We start from the raw sequence: 18,045 nt of genomic DNA, 5'->3' as shown, positions 1-18,045 counted from the left end.
CAATGTCACTGCTCGGAGGTGGGTGATGGTTGCAGTGGCAGTTGGTATTCAGGCAGCAGGCTTGAATGCATTCCAGCTACAGGGGGTTTCGCTCTCGCAAAGGCCTAACTAGGCTGAGATCAACCGTCTGGAATTCATGGAATCAGAGAATTCCGCATCCGGCGATCAACAGACCCAAGTCAACACTGATCCTTCGCGTCCTGCAGACCCCTCTGAACTGAGGTTCCGTGAACGATTTGAAAGCTTGTTGCCCACGATCCAAGAGTATTGGCCAGATTTGGCTTGGGACACACTGGAAGCGACACGAGGCAGCCTTGACGAAATGGTTCGTGTGATTTCACTGCATTCGGGATTGACTAGCCATGGTGTGCGTGATCAGCTAGAGGACCTGTTTCAGATTGCTGGTGACCGCACCAGGAATCTGGCCGACAGCCTGGAGCCATTGGAGAAGCAGCTCGAGCAGCTTCTCGATGAGCTGAACAGCACACTGCGGCCGCGGATTGAACGTCCTGTGCGGCAGCGACCGTTGCTTGCTGTTGCAATGGCTGCTGGAATCGGTGTACTGATTGGAGTTATTTTCGCCGGAGGGCGCCGGTCCTGATGAGCGAAGAGCAACGTTCAAGCGGATCAGGAGCGGGTGCGCGCGTGACGGCGATTGCTGCTTCAGTCATGGATCTGCATGTGCGTATTGCTTTGCAGGAGGTGGATCGAGAGAAACGCCGTTTGATTAGTGGAGGCGTTTTCCTCGCCATGGGAGGCACGTTGATGCTTCTGGCGCTGTTGGCAGTGGAAGTGGCTTTGGTGCTTTGGATGCAGCAGGTTTGGGGCTGGAGCCTGATGAAGGGTTTGCTGGCTATAGCAGTTCTTGATGTTGTTTTGGCAGGAGTGAGTCTGCGCATGGGGGGTCAGCTCGCCAAAGGACCGTATTTGCCACAGACGTTGGAGGGTTTGTCGAAAACCACTCGGGCGGTACTCGGTCGCAAGTGATTCAGCGAATGGCGAAGTAGTCATTCGAGACATCTGCATAGCAATGCACTCTCTTGCTTGGACTGGAGTTCTTGGTATGAGAGTCGAAAATCAGCAAAGATGGCATCAAATCAAAACATCATGAACAGATCTAATCAGTCTTCAATGAGTCACCGCTTCTACTTTTCAGGATTTTAATTCAATATGGATGAATAAGCACAGTAAGATTTGATGTATGATGTTAATTGCTAAAGGAAAAACCAACTTTGTCAGAAGAGCTCCTGTTAGCGGATAGGGGCTCTGCATGCTGATGAAACAGCCCTGATTAGCTGTATAAGGAAAAATAAATCATAGGGAATCTCTGCTGACGCAGCATTGCTTGAATGCAATAAGGTGGCCTTGCTGGGATGCGTCAAGGATCTTTTAGGAAAGAATTATGTAGCCAGATCAATAGAAAAACTTCCTCAGGGTTACTTGATTGATTTAGGGAATGACCAGTCTCGCTGGCTTGAAGGTCTCGGATGGGAAAAGGAAAGATGCAAGGCTTACATGAAAGGCCCTAATCGAGCAGCAGTTGCAGATAAGGGCAGAGGCTTGCTTAGAGTGGGTAAGTTTAATTACACTTGGTTTAGACAAGGTATTTGTCCATCAAAGTAATTAGAGCTAAGCCAGCCATATGGAATAGAAGATGCAAAGCTTCAATGCGAAGTGAATGCATTGCAAGTAAATGAAATTAAAAGTGCTTGTTCCAGTGAGTTAAGTAACTATGGAAGCAGTTATAATAAATATCTAGAAGTAAGCCCATCAATAAAAGCATAGGCAGAAGCTAGCCCTGAGATGGCTGTCAAAGAAAGAGTTAGACTTAATTCTATAGATTGAACTAATCATGCTTTTCAGTTCTCTAGTCTTTGTTTTTAAGATCACCTCGCGCCATCATTTCTAATCGTAGAAAGTGATTATGCAATTCTTTTGCGTACTTTCAATATCACGTAGCCAGCTACAAGGAGTTTGATTGTAAATGCAACAGCAAAAATGACTAGGTTGGTAGGAGTTAAGAGGTGGCTAAGCATCTTTCCAGTTGAGCTTGTCTTTTATCTTAGGGCAAGAGCTTGGCAGATTGCAGATTGATGTTTTCTTTGATACTTCGTGGTTATTATTGGATGATTAGAGCCGGTAAAAAGTGCCGTGAATCCGAAGATTGCTGCTGATAGATCAAGTTTCCCTGCGGTTCAGCGAATGGCGTAGTTCAGCCAGCGGCATTCGATGCCGCCATTGCTGACTGGAATCCGCCGACTCGCTTTCATCTGTAGTGATCGGCTGAGGCTGGGATTGCCGTTCAGCAGCCATAGCTGCCAACCTGATGCGTATTGCTTGGCGTATTGACCGAGGCTTTCATAGAGAGCGGTTAGGTCTTCATCCTGGCCAACTCGGATGCCATAGGGAGGGTTGCAGACCATTACTCCTGGCTGTTTTGGCAGTTCTAGGTCGCGAAAATCACAGGTTTGAATGCCTACAACATGGTCGAGGCCTGCCTCGGCAACATTGGTTTTTGCTTGTGTTGTGATGCTGGGGTCTCGGTCGCAACCAATGATCACTGGCAGCGATTGATCTCTGCGTTCTCGTTGCTTGGCTCGTGCTTGTTCCTCGCTCCAGAGTTGAGGATTGAAATCTGCCCAACCTTCCATGAGAAAGGAACGCTGTATCCCTGGTGCAAGGCCAAGCTTCATACTGGCTGCCTCGATCAGCAGGGTGCCTGATCCGCACAGGGGGTCAACTAAGGGCACGCAGCCATCCCAGCCGCTGAGTTTGATCAATCCGGCGGCAAGGTTTTCTTTGAGAGGCGCAGCGCCAACTGCAGCTCGGTAGCCCCTGCGGTGCAGGCTGCCAGCTGAACCGTCCAAGCTCAGGACCGCACAATCTCGACTGAGATGGAGATGCAAGCAGAGAGCAGGGTCTTGCAGATCGATATCAGATCGCTCACCCCATAGCTGCCGTTGCAGATCAACGAGGGCGTTTTTTACCTGCAGGGCTGTGAAGTGGCTGTGAGTGAGGCCAGGGCCGCTGCCGGTGACATCGACACGAAAGCTCATTGATGGATGCAGCCAGCGTTCCCAGTCGAAGGCTGATTGCACACCTGAGTAGAGCTCTTTTGGCCCTTGGCAAGGGAATTGGGCAATCTCCCTGAGCAGGCGAAATGGCAGGCGCGCTTGTAGATGCAGCCGATAAAAGCAGGCCATGTCGGCTTCAAACGCCGCAGCGCGTCTGAGTGGGCGCACGGCTTTTGCCCCAAGAGTGCTGAGTTCTTTGGCGCCTTCTTCTTCTAATCCTTGGGGGAGTACGGCGATCGCTTGCATTGAGCTTTTACACCCCAAGGGTTGTTGAGCGACAGAACAGCATTCCTGTCAGAATGGAAGTGTCCCCCTTTTGGCGGACTAGGTGATCCACACCAGTGTCTCGGACAGCGGTTCGATTCCGCTCAGCTCCATTCCTCTTTTAGGTGTCTTGGGGCTGCAATGGTTTCGACGGGGTATGAGGAGGGTGACTGAAGCCTGCTCGGTAAGAGCAAATCCGTAACTGCGAACAACATCGTTCGTTTCTCCCGTCAGCCTGCCCTCGTGGCTGCCTGACCCTAATAAGGGAGATGGGGTGAGGTCAGCCTTATCACCCAAATGACCCATGGGGGCTGCGAGGCCCCTTTAACTATTGCCCTTACAGGAGTTTCTGAATTAGGGCAGGAAGTTTCATATCGATCTACACGCAAAAGTTCATACAAACTGTCGTTAGTCGCCATCTGCGGAGCTCTCCAAATACGACCAGCTCAAACCGCGCGAGTTCTTCAACGTCGGCGGCGTCTTGTACTACAGCTGTGCGTCCTGAACTGAGCCGGGATGCGTAAATCCTGCATCCAAGTCCGTGCTCTGGTGTTTGATGCATATCAGAGCGAGAACAAATGAAAGGAACAGCTGACTAATGCCAAGCCGGCTCTAAGTGGCTTGAACAAGGCGAACAGGTCTGCGAACGAAAAACATAGAGGTGCTTGTGAGCAAGATCACAGGGCACCATGATCGCGATCATGGAGAGAACGAAACCACGAAAATAGTGTGATCTCATTGTTATACAACCAGCAATGACAGCTTCTAATCTTGAAGTGAATCACCAGGAGAAAGTCGACACGCTCAAGCACTACTCAGTCTGCATCTGCAAAGCCGGTTCCACTGAGTTCATGAAGGGCCAGTCCGTCGCGCAGAAGATGTACAACAAAGCTTGGAACACTGAATCATACCTATCCAAAGGAGCCTATGCAGTCGTCATATTCATGAGGAAAAATGGAGAATGGAATCCGATTGCCAATTTGAACTGCGCTCTCAAAAATTCAAACAACAAATTGCCATGTGAGCAGATATTTGGAGAACGTAATTGTGAAGCAGCAGGAGTGGAAGACGAAACTCAAATTGCAGAGATCTGTGGTCTTGCTATTGATGATGCGACACCTACAGAAATGCGGAGGGCCGTATTAATGATGCTCAGCATGGGACTGCAGTCCATAGCTATGCATACCAAAATTCGTTGGGTACTTACAGTACAACACGAGTTTCTGATCCGAATTCTCAAAGAGTCTCTAGGGTTGCCCTTCATGAAAACAGCATCAGAGGTAGACAAAAAGGTATCGCTGCCAAAAGACGAATACTGGAGCAGAAACGTCATGCCCCGTCTATATCTGCTTGACAGCCACCATCAAGCTACACGCGCGGCATGCGAAAGTTACTTCTACTACTTAAGCAGCCTGAATATTACACTCCAAATCAGAAATTCAGTTGGCATAACCCATCAAAGCTACTCTGGGTTTAAACGCCAATGGCAGAATATGAAAACAACTATAGCCATTAACTGAAGCCAATAAATTACCACCAATCAACCTGGCTCAGACAGGGAAAACCTCTAATCGATTTAGGCAATGTCAACTAGTTTAGTCGCATCAACTCATCAGCTTAGACACTATTACGGTCAAGAAGAAACCAAGAAAATTGTCCTCAAGGACATCAGCTTTAGCTTGCATGCAGGTGAAATAGTCATATTGACTGGTCCTTCAGGATCTGGGAAAAGCACATTGCTAACCATTCTGGGCTGTCTTCGCACGCTACAAGAAGGAGCTGCTTCCATTCTGGGGTTTCCGCTAGCAGATTTATCGCTGACTGAGCTTTCAAAATTGCGGGCTCAGATCGGATTTATCTTCCAGTCGCATAATCTCTTTCCATCACTCACTGCTTGCCAAAATGTACAAATGGCGGGAGAACTCTTTCCAACACCCAACAGAATCATCCAGAAAAAATCAATCCAGATCCTGGAACGACTTGGCCTTGAACATCGAATTAATCACAAACCAGCAGAACTATCAGGTGGCCAGCGGCAACGAGTTGCCATTGCCAGGGCATTAGTCAATAAGCCAAGACTTATTCTTGCGGATGAACCCACAGCGGCACTAGATCGCGCAGCATCTGGTGAGGTTGTCAAATTGTTTCGGCAACTTGTTCAGTCAGGAGAACGAGCAATCCTCATGGTCACGCATGATGAAAAAATGTATGCACTGGCTGACCGTGTAATTCACATGGAAGAAGGCGAAATCCTAGTCCGGTGAATGATTGGGCACTACAAGACCATTATTTGAAGAGATAGCCCTAAAAATATAAAAGAACGAGACGAAAGCGAGGATGGAAGATCAAGGCCAAAGGAAGTCATTGAATGCCACCAAAGAATATGACAACAGCAGGTATTGACAAAATATAATGACACTTCCGTATGACCTGTGCAGAGAGAAGGTGAGACATCTCGGCGAGGGAAATGCCTTCAATCGAAAATGTAACAATGAATTTGTAGTCTCAATGAGCGAGGCGAAGACTGGCAATTAGCAACGGAGCCTAATACGCATAAATAGACTGAATCTCTATTGCAAACTCAAAATCATATTGACAGTTAACAAGCAACTAGTAATGCTTGTTTGATCAACATCTATGTCATGATAGTAAGCGATTAGGCATCTACTAGATAACATCGAATAAGAGTGTATAATCAATATTCCTAATCAATCTTTAGATAAAGATCACTGGAGACGAAGCTTAGAATTAAGTATACGCCAAAAGGCAATTAAAAATATGTCAAGAGGTAAAAGCGACTAAAGTCCGGAGCAGGCAATGGGTTGAGACCTGAAGCGATTGGCAGAATTCAGATCAAGCTCTATCTGGTCGGATGTAGCAATCTATGAAGGCGATCAAGAGATTATCTATTAAAGGAGTTAGTTGATTCCATACTACTGACTTTAAAACCAGAGATGGCTATGCGAAGAGCATTAGTAGCAAGTTCAAGCAGTTAGAAAGAGGACTTGTGCAATGCGGTAACGAAAAAAATCATGATCTATCAAGAATTGCGACCTCAATACTCAGCAAAGAATTAAAGCCAAAAATGGATGCTTACAAGGAAATAAAAGGGCATAGAGAGAGTGATTGTGATGCGATTTGTCTGGCTGACCCAATAGACTAGCCTTGAGTTTCTAAAATATTGACAGGGTCTATCTGAACTAACTTCTTGGCAGCCAAGACTCCCGAAATAGCGCCAATAGCAAGAGTCAAGAGACCGACAACCATCACCACATGGATATTCAGACGCATGTTGAGACCAGTAGCCCTGGAAACTTGATCGTAAACAACATGACTTAAGAGAACTCCGCCTGGCAGGCCTAAACAACAAAGCAAAAGGCCTTGTTGGACAACATACTTCTGCAGTACTCGATTGCTATGACCGATTGCCTTAAGAGTGGCATATTGGCTTGCATTAACTTCCAACTCTGTTGTGAGAAGGTTACGAACAATCAACACACCAACAGCAAAGCCCATGATGGTGCCGAGATTAAAAAGAAAGCCTATTGGAGTGGCATTATTCCAATAGCTTGCTTCGTTTGATATCATCTCATTTTTAGTGAGGATAATAACATCTTTTGCTAATCTCTGGCTGATCATTTTTTTGACATGATTCAAATCACCGCCCTTCTTGAGTTGGATTAATCCAAAATCAACTTCATCTAATGTTTGTCGCGGGTTCCCCTCGATTCCAGTAGGTTGCTCTGAAAACAAACGCAAAAAAGTGGCATCACTAATAATCAAAGTTCCGTCAGTACTAAAGTCGGCACCTAATTGAAACTCGTCAATGATCCGTATCCTTCGCCGATCTAATTCAGCCTCAACACCAGGCTTAAGACTTCCATATTCTGGTCGTGAGAGTTGATCAGCAATAACGCTGTAATCCTGTTGCAGCAATTTTGGATCAATTCCTGCAGACCTGAACGGATTGGCACGGCAATGCGTGGAAACTGCATAAACACGGATTGGGCGTCTTAGCGCTTGACCTATAGGCTTCCAAATACTTGTGGTCTGATAGAGGGGACAACTATCCAGCACACCATCGACACCACGTGTCGAAATGAGTGTGCTACGTGGAAAGGTTTGCTCAATAAAAGATGTATAACGGCGCTTACTAATCATAACAAGATCATAATCAAGTAGTCGTAAAAATGCTGTATTGCTATCTACTAGGGCTTGCTTGAACCCAATTTGAATTAGCATCAAGAAAACTGCAAAGCTGATAGCCAGCATTGAAAAAATAAGCTTCTGACGATCACTCGTGACATTAAGCCAGGCGAAGGGAATCTTGTGCATAGCGATAATCTCAGCTGAAGAGTAACGCGGGATCGGCGCGCATCACACGTCGAGCCGAAAGATATGCAGATCCTCCCCCCATGATCAGTGAAAGCAGTGAAACAGTGATGACACGCTGGAGTGTCAACTGCATCGGCAAGCCAGTGGCAAGATTGGTGAGTGAATAAAGAACCTTAGCGCCAGCCAATGAAGGTAGAATTGCAAGTACGCTAACAACAAGACCTAATCGGATAATTAGCGACATAACGCGCAGTTTTGGGTAGCCAATGGCCAATAGTGTTGCGTAAATACTCAGGTGGGTAGAAACATCAGCGTTCATGATCTGACCAACAATCACGATTCCAACAAGAAGTCCCATGCATGCTCCTATCCCAAAAACATATCCAATCGATGTAGAAACAAGCCAGTAACGTTTATCGCGCTCAATCACTTGATCTTTTGTTAGAATCAAAAGCTTATCTGGCAAAATAGATTCGATCTTTTCTTTGATCATATGGATATTGCTATTAGGCTGCAATTTCAAGAGGCCAACACTAGTGATATCAGTGCTGTAACTACCGAAGATTCGGCGAAAATTTTGACCTCCAGTCAAGATACTACCGTCATAACGGAGAGATGGACCCAGCTCAAAGCTGCCAGAAACTTTCTCTCGTCGATTACCGACCTGTGCCCAATGGTCTGAATGATTCAAGAAGAACTTAAAACCGTAGTCATTCCGACTTTTGGTGTCGACAAAAATCGTTTCAGGATGATTCAACAACGAAAGATCGCCACTAAGTGAATCAAACTGCGTCAGATTGTTGTCGGGGTCAATACCAAGCACCAACAAAGCACGATTTCTTCCATTGATTGGATTTTTCCACTGTTTATAGCCAATATCTAAAGGTGCAACCCTTGCAACGCCATCAATAGCTCGTAATCGATCAATTTGGACACGGTTGAATGTGTAAGGCATTGTTGATTCCAATGCATCTCTGCTGCTGATCACTAAATCAAAGTCTAGACGACTATAAAGATGTGTAGCTGTCATCAGAACTGCATCCAAGAATCCTAATTGCAGGAAAATCAAAATACAGGCAAAAGTAATCCCACTCACAGCACTAATGCTCCTTTTACGCTGGTGTCGTAGATGTTGAAGAACAAATGGTGTCGTTCCCAAATCATTAGCCCCTCGGACCCATGTGTTGGGGTGGAATACTCTGAGTTTCATTTATATGAGGAAGCGATTTCAGTAGGGGAGCTTTGTATCTCAACATTCACTTGCAATCGTGACATCTTTTTGAGTTCATCTGATGCATCCATGAGAATGCGTACTTCAAAGACTCGGGTATCAACGTCAGCGGTTGGATCATCACCAATAATGTCGTTTTTATACACCAGGGATCCTACGGAAATAACTGTTCCTCTCGCAGGAGAACTTAATGCCTTGCTGCTGATCAAAGCTTTTTGACCCTCTTTAATATGTTTGACATCATTTTCGTAAACCTCAGCAACAGTAACCATCTTTGATGTGTCACCCATCAAAAGAAGACCGCGTTGATCTACTTCTTCTCCGACGTGCTTTAAAAGCTTGAGAATATAACCATCCTGAGGAGCACGAACCATTGCCTGCTCCAAATAATGACGTGCTTTGCTGACCTCAGCGGCAACAAGTTTGATATTGGCTTCACTGACGCCTTCTTTAAGTAACGAGGTTCCTACCTGCTGACCATCAATGCGCTCAAAAGAGGCCTTGTGTTCCTCAAGCATCTCACGGGCCTTATCCCTAACGAGTTTTACTGCATCAAGATCACTTAATGAGAAAGCACCATTATTATAAAGATTCCTGTATCGGCCTAAATCTCTTTCAGCCTTTGTTAGCTCATACTCCAAGCGTCGCAGTTTGATACGACTAGCTTGTGATTCACCTTTGCTAACTTCATAACGCCTCTTTGTAATCGCAAGATTTTGTTCTGCGACCACCAAGTTTGAACGACGCTCGTCAACAACATCGAACTCAGCGATCAGCTGCCCACGCTTAACAAAATCACCCTCGGCTATATGAAGGGTTTTAATGCGACTACGACCTCGGGAGGATGGTGGAGCGACCCTAATCAAATTGTTCTGTGGCTCCATCCTGCCCATTGCAGTGATGCGACTCGGAAAAGTCATTAATGAATCGGTTGCTGATTCACTAGCCTTGGAACTATTTATTGACTGGAAACTCCATAGAGCAGTTCCCAGAGTCATGGTTAGACAGCAACCAAGGCCTGACAAGATTACTAATCGCTTGGAATTAGACATTTGATAAACCCATGGAGATCTTCTTAAAAGCTTTTGTATAACTCAGAGCAACACGTAGATTCCCCTCAAACCTAAGGCGACCAGTAATCCATGCTTTCATCTCACTTAATCTACCGGTATTCAATTCAACCAGTGTTTCTAAACTCATATAGCTAATAATGATTGGATGCGGATGTGATCCATGCATGGCTTTGCATGATCCAGGTTCAATCAATATGTGCCAAATTGCATCCTGATCAGTGAGTTGTACCTGGTAGGCCCCAAAAGGCACTTCGGAGGCGAGTGATGGCTCAAACTGTTTCTCCAAGGTCTCCATCACTTCATGAATTTTGGATTCAGTCATGGTGTTTTGCATGGCATTAGATCGGTGGTAAGTCAATTTTTCAACGATGAGATTCTGCGGTTCAGCCTGAAGATGTGAAGATAAACGCCTCGTTCCACTGCTGAGCCGATCAGGCCGCCACAGAGGGCGGCTGTGATCAAATTCAGTGAGTCAGAAGGCCTAAGAATGATTAGGACTCCAAGGGCAATAATGCTTACGCTTACAGTAAGAAAAGTAATGGCTTTTGGCTTAACTGGATTGCGCATCATTTGTTCGAATTCAGATACAAGCATTAGATCATGCTTATTCATTTGAACTTGCTCCCGATTCTTGGATTAACGGATGGAGAAAGCTTGCTTGGCCATTCCGAAGTAGAGTGCATGCGCAACATCCATATGTTCAATGACTTGCTTGCAATCATCCTCAGAGGTGATCAAGTAGTTCAAAAGCTCAAGATTGTCTTTTGCGTGTCCTTGATCAACAACTGAATGATTATGGATGAACCTTTTGGAAGTCCCGCCAATTCCATATTCCTCCATCAACTGTAATTGCATTGCAGAATATTTTGCGACCCAGTATTCAAGATAAAATGAGTAACCAAGAAATCCTTTGAATTCCAGACGGCTCAACCGGTCAAACTGACTAGAAACCAATGCTTTGGTCTCTGGCAACACATCAGTGTAGGGATCAACATGATTGACCCCAAGATCACTTAGGTCTCGCAAGGCCCACAGCTCGTGGCCTTCTTCTTCATCAATATCTTTTTCAACCAGCATTAGAAACTTATTCCCCTTCTCAAACGAGCCCCCTTGATTGCTTCTAATGTAATCGCACAAACGCTCTCCAAATAGTTTTTCAAAAGTAGGAGTAAAGCTTGTGTGGTACCACGCCTGCTTCAAATAAGAAGAATAACCTTTTGTGTTAACTCTGCCGGCAAAAAGCTCTGCAGACACATAATCATTGAACTCAGAATGCAATCCCAACATGTGGTTGAGAATACACTTTGTGAACTCTGTGCAATGATTTTCCTCATAATCATTCAGATCACTGGCCTCCTTTTGAAGCCTTGCATCAGTCGCAGAGCTAATCGATTTTTCCTGCAGAGCAAGACGCTGTAGTGTTTCCTGTGGTCTTGAGGCGAGATGTTCGGAAATAGTGAACTTTTTTGTAGGAATGATTGTTGTAGTGGTCATTTTTAAAAGGTCTTTTGTTGGTGGAGCAATTGGGCTCCGAATCAATAATTCCCTGAATCAAGCTAACTATCAGTGATCTGAAGCACAGCAGTATCTGATCTTTCTCACGGTCTCTGCTTCGAGGGGGTGGGATTGCATAGGTGCTCTTAGTCTCTACAAACAACCACTTCTTACGATCAGTGACGCGAAGACGGAAGCCATCAATACTCTTTGGATCTGCAAGTTTGGGCTGATACTTGCCTCCATGCTCGATTCCGTGTTCTTTGTTCCGGGGCTTGTACGACATCCCCGAACCAATCTGACAAGTCAGGAGACTCTATCTAAGTTGTAGATCTGGCTTTGTCATAGATGTCCCGCTCTAGCTCAAGACTTCTCCTGACATTGATCTCACTGGCCCCTCATTGAGTCATTGTTGTAAGGAATGAACAAAATCATGCAATTAGCCCCTGCGACATTTCTTAGCCTTGGGATGGCTTTCATCGGCACTAGTTTCCCGACTATTGCAGTCGCTGGGCCTCAGCCATATCGGGAATGTCTCATCGCGAGTGCCGATGTGCCTGAAATTGGGCATGGTCTACTTCAGGGATATTTAAACAAGGAGGATCGGCCGGATAGCTTGCAGTTGCTGCCTGCACCGCCAACGCTAGGCAATTCTGATCACGCTCTAGACAACACAATCTCTCAGAGAAGCTTCTCGCTCCCTGGGACACCCCGCTGGAATCTTGCTGCTACTGATGCTGATTTGAATTTTCCTGGGGCAGCCGGCACCTTTTCCTGCGCAATAGGTATCACCATTAGTGAAGAAGCAACGCCGAGGCTCTACATGCTTTTACGCCGGAGCCTTACTGATGCGGGCTTGTCCACTTATGCAGCCAAGAATAACTACAACCGCCGCAGACCTTTCTTAGTGAATAAGAAGATGATCTGCTCACCTCAAGACACCGCAGAGCTGACGAAAGATCCCTCCTATCCATCAGGTCACACTGCGATTGGCTGGGCCTGGGCTCTGATCCTGAGTGAAATGGTTCCAGAGCGCCGTGACCAAATTCTTGCCCGAGGACTGGCCTTCGGGGAGAGCCGCCATCTGTGCAATGTGCACTGGTATAGCGATGTGGTCAACGGTCAACTGATGGGCGCAGCCTCTGTAGCGCTGCTTCATGCCAATGCTGACTTTCGTTCTGACTTCGCAGCTGCGAAAGCTGAGGTTTCAGAAGCTCGTTCAAGGGGATTGCAACCAAATCGTGATTGCAGCGTTGAGGCTGCAGCGCTGGCCCAGGACACCATGCGTTAGCCCATATTGAGCGTCCAGCTTCCAGCCCGCTCTCTTCCCCTGGATGAATGGCCAGGGATTACTCGCTGAGTTGATGTTTCTCTTGTGGGGCGCTCTCTTGCAATTGACTTCATGCCTCTGAGACACCCCCTCTTTCATCGAACGATTCAGGCGCTGTTTTGGGATGCAAAAGAGGCGGGGTTTGTGCATCCCACACTGGAAAATATCGACAGCTTTAGAGAAGAGCTTTTAAGAGAGCTGGAGGAAGGGATCAAGCCGATCATTGAAGAGCGTTGCTATAGGGATCCCACAGTCGAAAGATCAGAAGAAGACTCTCAAATTCCTCAGTGTTAAGACCCCTCCTATCGGTATCCCCAGGAATGGCCAACAGAAGGGTGATCATGTGCTGCCCTTGTTGGCCAGTGAAGCCCAGCCTTAGAGCGGTGCTTTTCTTATTTGCTTTCTGGCCCTGGGGCGGTGATGACTTTTTGTTTTCATCCTTCAGCGCTATCCATAAGTTGTCTCAACCTTTTTAAGAAAGCAGTGTCCTGGCTCAATGCCATCGATGAGTTCGAACACAGACTGATCAAAGATATGCTTAGCTTTTGTTAAGCAGAGAAAACACTGGCATTAAGAAGGGCACCCGCGTTGGATGCCCTCAAGTCCAGGACAGCTTGTCAGGGTTTCTACGTCCTCGGACTCCTGATCGAGGCCTAAGCAAGCAGGAACAAGGCGTCAGCAGGGATAAATGCTCATCTGTATCAGCCAGTTTTCAATTAGTCCAGTGTTTTGGCTGCTTGCTGGAAATGGATAAGCATCCATGCTCATGGTCGCCCCTAAAGAACTCTGTATTGTTCTCAAGTTGAGAGCGCTAACCGCAGGTTGCTACATGCACTCCAAAAAGTATTTTCACTTTGGATAAGAACACAGCCATACGAGAGGCAGAGTTGCGCCGTATTGAGGCTTCCCTCGTTGCAATGCACAAAGCTGAGCAGGCTTTGACAAAGGAAAAGCGCAGTGAAGTTGGACCACTAACTCAGTGGAATTCGTGACTTGAGCTGAATAGTCGTCAATAGAGCAACCCCAAGCGAACAGCTAGTGACGGCTGTGGAACTGACACGGTCAACTGGCACAGTGACAGTTGCGATCGTTATGGTTCGTTTGTGAGGAGGACTTCTCCTCGGAGTGGAAACAAGGAAACACGCCCAAAGAGAAGTCTTGAAACCCTGCCTTTGGCGGGGTTTCTTTTTGCCCTTGCATCTACAGCGCTGAGCCCGACGAACAATGGCGCCAGGCCTTTTTGCATAGGGAGTAAGAGAACTGTCTGGTTAGCACCAATGACTCCCCAAGCATCCGGATCTAGACCTGAATAAAGCCACTACAACCCCCTTGGGCTCGAGGGGACCTGGGCGGGATTCCCGGATGAGGTGGCTTAGGGGCCCTATTTCTCGGGCCCCGCAAACAGTTGGCAATCCATCAAGCGATAGCCCACCTCCTCGCCTGATTGGCTGAACAGCGGTAGCGATCTGTTGCCAGGTGTAGCCCATGCATCTATAGCACTCAAGCGACGCTTGGTGAGGATTGAGAACGCATCACCTCAATGAGGGAATCTGGTTTCAGTTCACTTTTGTAGTTTCAGCACTCACCTTTGAATAGAGGTCTGACTTTGCATCCGGTGTCAAGGGTGTATCGCTATAGCTACTCAGGTGCATCTCAAGCACGTGCCCTATGTCAGAGTTGAAGATGGGGCTTTAATTTAATAGCAATCAATAGTAAACATAAGTGCTGATCATGTAGTTAATATTGCCAAAGACCATAAGCAAGATTTCAAAATAAATATGCTCAAGTAAGCTCAACCTTCAGGATAGGAGTTGCAGGCCTGGCTGGATGAAATTCTGGAGCTAGCAGCTACTTAAAGGTAAAGATTTGAAGATAGGATTTTGCTACAATGAACTATTTCCACCAAGTTTAAAAATAAGGCCTTTGAGGATCCATTGACCAAGCTTTATCCTTGATTTATCCCTCTTGCGAACTCTCAGCTGAAGGGCCGATCACAATCCAAAGCAGCCATAAGGCTCCAATGAAGGGAATTAAAGCGATGAAAATCCATTGCCACTGACGGCCGGTATCGCGTATTCGACGAACCTGCATAGCAACGCCAGGAATGATGCTTGCAACAGCAAAAAGCGCGTAAATCGAGTAAAACCCGCCTTGCAGCTGGTTGAGAACAAGGCCGAGCAGAACATTGACGAGAACAATGGTCCAGTAGTCAATACGCTTGGTTCGACCCTTGAAGTCAAAACCCTGAGTCCAGAACGTGCTGTAGAGATCGAAAACGGACACTATCCAAAGTCAAAATATGAATCAATTGTAGGTCCTTAGACTCTCCAATCACTGATGCACCGACTGATTAAAAAACTTTTTATAAAATTATTTACCTTTATTAGACTCTGGTCCTTTACGTTTTCATGGAATAAAAATCCGCAGTTAAGAAAGAAGCCTGTTTAGAAGCGGGCAATGAATGAATGGATTTTCATTTTGCTTAGTATGATGAAACAGGTTACTACCTAGAGCATTTGATGAATATATAGCTCGTCCTGAGATTGCTGTCTATGCGTGTGATTGTAGTGCAGACATAGTCTGACGCTAACAGTAGAACGAAAATCTGTAAGTAATAACTTTATAGTAGCCATCAAGGCTGCTATAGCCTTGATTAGCTTAGAAGGCCTCAATCCATATCGATATAATCTTTCTGAGAAATAGATTGAGGCTAGCTGGCGGTGCCGTTAGCGGTAAACCTCGCAGACCTATTTGTGTCTGAGGGTACCAAGTTTGCAATTAAACTATTGCAATAAATATTACTTAATCGCTCAAAGGCGTGCAGTAAAGGTTTGCCTTGTCTTTGTTCAATGCTAACCCGATTTAAATCCAGGCTTCCGAGAAGCAGCAAAAACTCTTAAATACCTTAGGTTTTTATTTTGATGTCAGGGGGTTGATGAAAGCTTCTTCCATCGACAAAAGATTGCAATTTATTGACATGATACTCAGTTAATCAGTTTTCTGTCCTTGAGGGTGTCAGCAAGGAAGAGATACGCTGTTTAAGGGATGTTGGCACTGCCTAAACTTGTTAGTATATAGTTTGTCGATCTTAAGCTAATTCCTTGAATTAGCTTTCTTTGCAGAGCTGACTTTACCTGGCTGGTATACGACCACGCACAAAGGCGTGACGACATCTAATGCCTGAAAATGTTCCTACGGCTTGATTGACTGCTGTTGGAATCTGAGACAAGACAAGGAATCCGAGTAAAATAACAACCCATTTTTGATAGGTAGTCAATGAGATAAAGCCTTTGCTTATTCTCTTTGGGAACTTGGCTCTGTTGGTATTCATTGGTTGAAATCTTGTGTTGGGAATTGCTTGCTGACCATATAATTTTGAATAGTGGCTGAAAAAGTCAAGATCACAAAGTATAGCTTAATTCTCTACAGCAGTCGTGGCTAAGAGAATTTGTAAACAGAGCAAGAAGCATTACGGATCCAGAGCTTTAGCTATGCAAAAATTTTTTCCATTGCATAATCTCAGCCGTGTGCAACGTAAGATCAGATCTGGTAGATGGATGATGGAGCATGTAGCAACGATGGCTTTGCGTCATCATTGCTTCTAACCACAAGCCTTAACTTCAATCGATTTCGCAGTCTGGCGGCGTGAGTTGGGCTTCTTGTGATTGGGATTGATCAGTCGTAAAGTTGTGAAAACCCCGCTGATGGTGGCTTAAGCAAAACCTTCATCACCAACTGAACAGAAGCCTAGAATCGCTTCCATTGATCGCTGCTCAGAATTTGCTCAACTGCTGCGCTTTCTAAATGCTGTCTCCCTAGTAATGAATTTCACACATAACCGTCGCTGTTATCCCTTGCTGGTCCATAGCCAACAGGCGAACACGGCGTTCCAGAAGTAGATCAGCCATTAGCAAGCCCATGATCCCTCAACAGGTGGCATGTTCACTGGAGTAGCTCTTGGAGTGATCAAGGGCAGATAGGGTTGCAGATCAGAGTGACTGAGGATAGGGAGAGGTCGGGAGACCCACTGCTTGAACTTGCTCTTGACCTTCTCGACAGCCTTGACGAACTTTGACACTCCAGAACTGATCTTTGCTGCGATCTTAATTAAATCGGAATCTATGGCCGATTCGAATGCTGTTTGATTGTATAGAGATAAAACCAGGCATGATCAATCGCCTGCGAATCAAGAGTGCTTTGGAGCTAGCTCAACGCAGCCAGATTAGGGGCAACGGCGGCCCTGTCAGACTTAGGTGGTCTGCCGACAGCTTCTGCAAGAGGCGCGACAATTAATTTTATTCCCTTATCAGGATTTGCCTCGCCAGTATGCCTAGGTGACAACGATGTGCTGCCAACTGCTCCACTTCTTAAGGCAGAAAGTATTTGGAAGGATAAGTTAATTTGAGAGAGTGGATCATCTTGTGATGATGGTAATTCTGGCCAAACGTATAAAATGTGGATGCCCTTGCTGCTCGCATTAATACATGGGTTTTTGCTTCTGGATAAGGGTGAAAGGATGTTTCTAAAACTGTGATCAAACTCAGCGACGCGATTGAAATAGGATACTGCTTATTCAAAGACTTCAAGATGACCCATCGCTAGCGGTGAAGGATGAAAACAAAAAGTGATCACTGCCTGAGGGAGAGAAAGCAAATCAGAAAAGACCTGCATAATCGCGGGGCTTTTGATCTCTACTTGCAGCAATTTCTTGATATCCTATTAATGAAGCTGCTGCCACTAACTGATATCAATTGCTGCAATCGATCTCAAAACACAGAGACAACTTAGTTTTGCTTTTGGTATTCCAAGGCGCATAAATCAAAGTTTAAGTGGGCCAAGAAAGATTGGAATAAACAGCTTGATGTTGAGTATTTGACTTAATCTTTGATTATAGGTGATTTGTCTACAGTATTGATTGATGTGCAGGAAAGAATTGTTGAGCCCCTAGTCGTTATTTTCTTGTGATGACTTAGGTCGCCATTGATAAGGCTCATGGGAAGTTATTATTGACGCTTTTTAATTGGCTGGTATGGGGGACCAATCCAAATCTCCTTGAATCTCACTTCTTCTGTGCATTTTTCGGAGATTTTTGTAAGGATTGGCCCGTGCTTGAGAACTAATCCCCAGTAGTTGATTGTTGGCGCGAATAGAAATCCGATCGCCATCCCGGCGAGACCTGTCAAGGCTGGGATAAAGAGACCAGCAGAGGATTTTCGTTTTTCTTCGGTCATCGCAGGGAGGTTT

16 protein-coding genes are annotated in these 18,045 nt (G+C 45.8%); 7 read left to right on the top strand and 9 right to left on the bottom strand.

From position 1 onward, the window contains the following. Positions 1 to 136 precede the first annotated feature (136 nt). The 3 genes from AKG35_RS08430 (at position 137) to AKG35_RS08420 (ending at position 1,623) form a co-directional block, all read left to right on the top strand. Positions 137 to 601, top strand: a complete 465-nt coding sequence (locus AKG35_RS08430) for a hypothetical protein (RefSeq protein ID WP_011130948.1) — start codon at positions 137 to 139, stop codon at positions 599 to 601. Next, positions 601 to 987 carry a phage holin family protein gene (locus AKG35_RS08425; RefSeq protein ID WP_011130947.1) on the top strand — a complete coding sequence of 129 codons (387 nt, stop codon included), beginning with the start codon at positions 601 to 603 and terminating at the stop codon, positions 985 to 987. The genes AKG35_RS08430 and AKG35_RS08425 overlap by 1 nt, the downstream gene beginning before the upstream one ends. 372 nt (positions 988 to 1,359) lie before the next feature. After that, complete coding sequence (locus AKG35_RS08420) at positions 1,360 to 1,623, top strand: hypothetical protein (protein WP_157859867.1); 264 nt, start codon at positions 1,360 to 1,362, stop codon at positions 1,621 to 1,623. Between the two features lie 572 nt (positions 1,624 to 2,195). Here AKG35_RS08420 and AKG35_RS08415 read toward each other — a convergent pair. Together AKG35_RS08415 and AKG35_RS13705 are read right to left on the bottom strand one after the other, a co-directional pair. Continuing rightward, positions 2,196 to 3,320, bottom strand: a complete 1,125-nt coding sequence (locus AKG35_RS08415) for a THUMP domain-containing class I SAM-dependent RNA methyltransferase (protein WP_011130945.1) — start codon at positions 3,318 to 3,320, stop codon at positions 2,196 to 2,198. Positions 3,321 to 3,398: 78 nt separating this feature from the next. After that, positions 3,399 to 3,644 carry a hypothetical protein gene (locus AKG35_RS13705; protein ID WP_162009602.1) on the bottom strand — a complete coding sequence of 82 codons (246 nt, stop codon included), beginning with the start codon at positions 3,642 to 3,644 and terminating at the stop codon, positions 3,399 to 3,401. 449 nt (positions 3,645 to 4,093) lie between these two features. On the opposite strand from AKG35_RS13705, the gene AKG35_RS08410 reads away from it, so the two are divergent. After that, the gene (locus tag AKG35_RS08410; protein WP_011130944.1) at positions 4,094 to 4,858 is read left to right on the top strand and encodes a hypothetical protein; all 765 of its coding nucleotides are present in this window, start codon (positions 4,094 to 4,096) and stop codon (positions 4,856 to 4,858) included. Positions 4,859 to 4,921: 63 nt separating this feature from the next. Further along, the gene (locus AKG35_RS08405) at positions 4,922 to 5,602 is read left to right on the top strand and encodes an ABC transporter ATP-binding protein (protein WP_011130943.1); all 681 of its coding nucleotides are present in this window, start codon (positions 4,922 to 4,924) and stop codon (positions 5,600 to 5,602) included. An 895-nt stretch (positions 5,603 to 6,497) separates the two neighbouring features. On the opposite strand, the gene AKG35_RS08400 is transcribed toward AKG35_RS08405, so the two are convergent. The 5 genes from AKG35_RS08400 to AKG35_RS08375 form a co-directional block, all read right to left on the bottom strand. Next, on the bottom strand, positions 6,498 to 7,673 hold the full coding sequence (locus AKG35_RS08400; RefSeq protein ID WP_011130942.1) for an FtsX-like permease family protein: 1,176 nt from the start codon (positions 7,671 to 7,673) through the stop codon (positions 6,498 to 6,500). Between the two features lie 10 nt (positions 7,674 to 7,683). Beyond that, a complete protein-coding gene (locus AKG35_RS08395; protein WP_041384604.1) occupies positions 7,684 to 8,769 on the bottom strand; it encodes an FtsX-like permease family protein in 1,086 nt (361 codons plus the stop codon). A gap of 110 nt (positions 8,770 to 8,879) precedes the next feature. Next, a complete protein-coding gene (locus tag AKG35_RS08390) occupies positions 8,880 to 9,824 on the bottom strand; it encodes an ABC exporter membrane fusion protein (protein ID WP_041384602.1) in 945 nt (314 codons plus the stop codon). Positions 9,825 to 9,948: 124 nt separating this feature from the next. Next, on the bottom strand, positions 9,949 to 10,299 hold the full coding sequence (locus AKG35_RS08385) for an SCP2 sterol-binding domain-containing protein (RefSeq protein ID WP_162009616.1): 351 nt from the start codon (positions 10,297 to 10,299) through the stop codon (positions 9,949 to 9,951). A gap of 314 nt (positions 10,300 to 10,613) precedes the next feature. After that, positions 10,614 to 11,471 carry an iron-containing redox enzyme family protein gene (locus tag AKG35_RS08375; RefSeq protein ID WP_041384600.1) on the bottom strand — a complete coding sequence of 286 codons (858 nt, stop codon included), beginning with the start codon at positions 11,469 to 11,471 and terminating at the stop codon, positions 10,614 to 10,616. Positions 11,472 to 11,904: 433 nt separating this feature from the next. Between AKG35_RS08375 and AKG35_RS08370 the strand changes: the two genes are divergently transcribed. Together AKG35_RS08370 and AKG35_RS08365 are read left to right on the top strand one after the other, a co-directional pair. Next, positions 11,905 to 12,762: an acid phosphatase gene (locus AKG35_RS08370; protein WP_157859865.1), complete on the top strand. Its 858-nt coding sequence runs from the start codon at positions 11,905 to 11,907 to the stop codon at positions 12,760 to 12,762. A gap of 84 nt (positions 12,763 to 12,846) precedes the next feature. Beyond that, the gene (locus tag AKG35_RS08365) at positions 12,847 to 13,095 is read left to right on the top strand and encodes a hypothetical protein (RefSeq protein WP_011130935.1); all 249 of its coding nucleotides are present in this window, start codon (positions 12,847 to 12,849) and stop codon (positions 13,093 to 13,095) included. Positions 13,096 to 14,757: 1,662 nt separating this feature from the next. Here AKG35_RS08365 and AKG35_RS08360 read toward each other — a convergent pair. Further along, positions 14,758 to 15,084, bottom strand: a complete 327-nt coding sequence (locus AKG35_RS08360) for a DUF805 domain-containing protein (RefSeq protein WP_011130934.1) — start codon at positions 15,082 to 15,084, stop codon at positions 14,758 to 14,760. 2,720 nt (positions 15,085 to 17,804) lie between these two features. Beyond that, positions 17,805 to 18,032, bottom strand: coding sequence for a hypothetical protein (locus AKG35_RS08355; protein WP_041384598.1), 228 nt, complete (start codon positions 18,030 to 18,032; stop codon positions 17,805 to 17,807). Positions 18,033 to 18,045: the final 13 nt, after the last annotated feature.

The organism is Prochlorococcus marinus str. MIT 9313 (assembly GCF_000011485.1).
GTDB lineage: Bacteria > Cyanobacteriota > Cyanobacteriia > PCC-6307 > Cyanobiaceae > Prochlorococcus > Prochlorococcus marinus_D.
The sequence above is the reverse complement of the archived record's forward strand: the minus strand, read 5'-3'. Positions and strand labels throughout refer to the sequence as shown.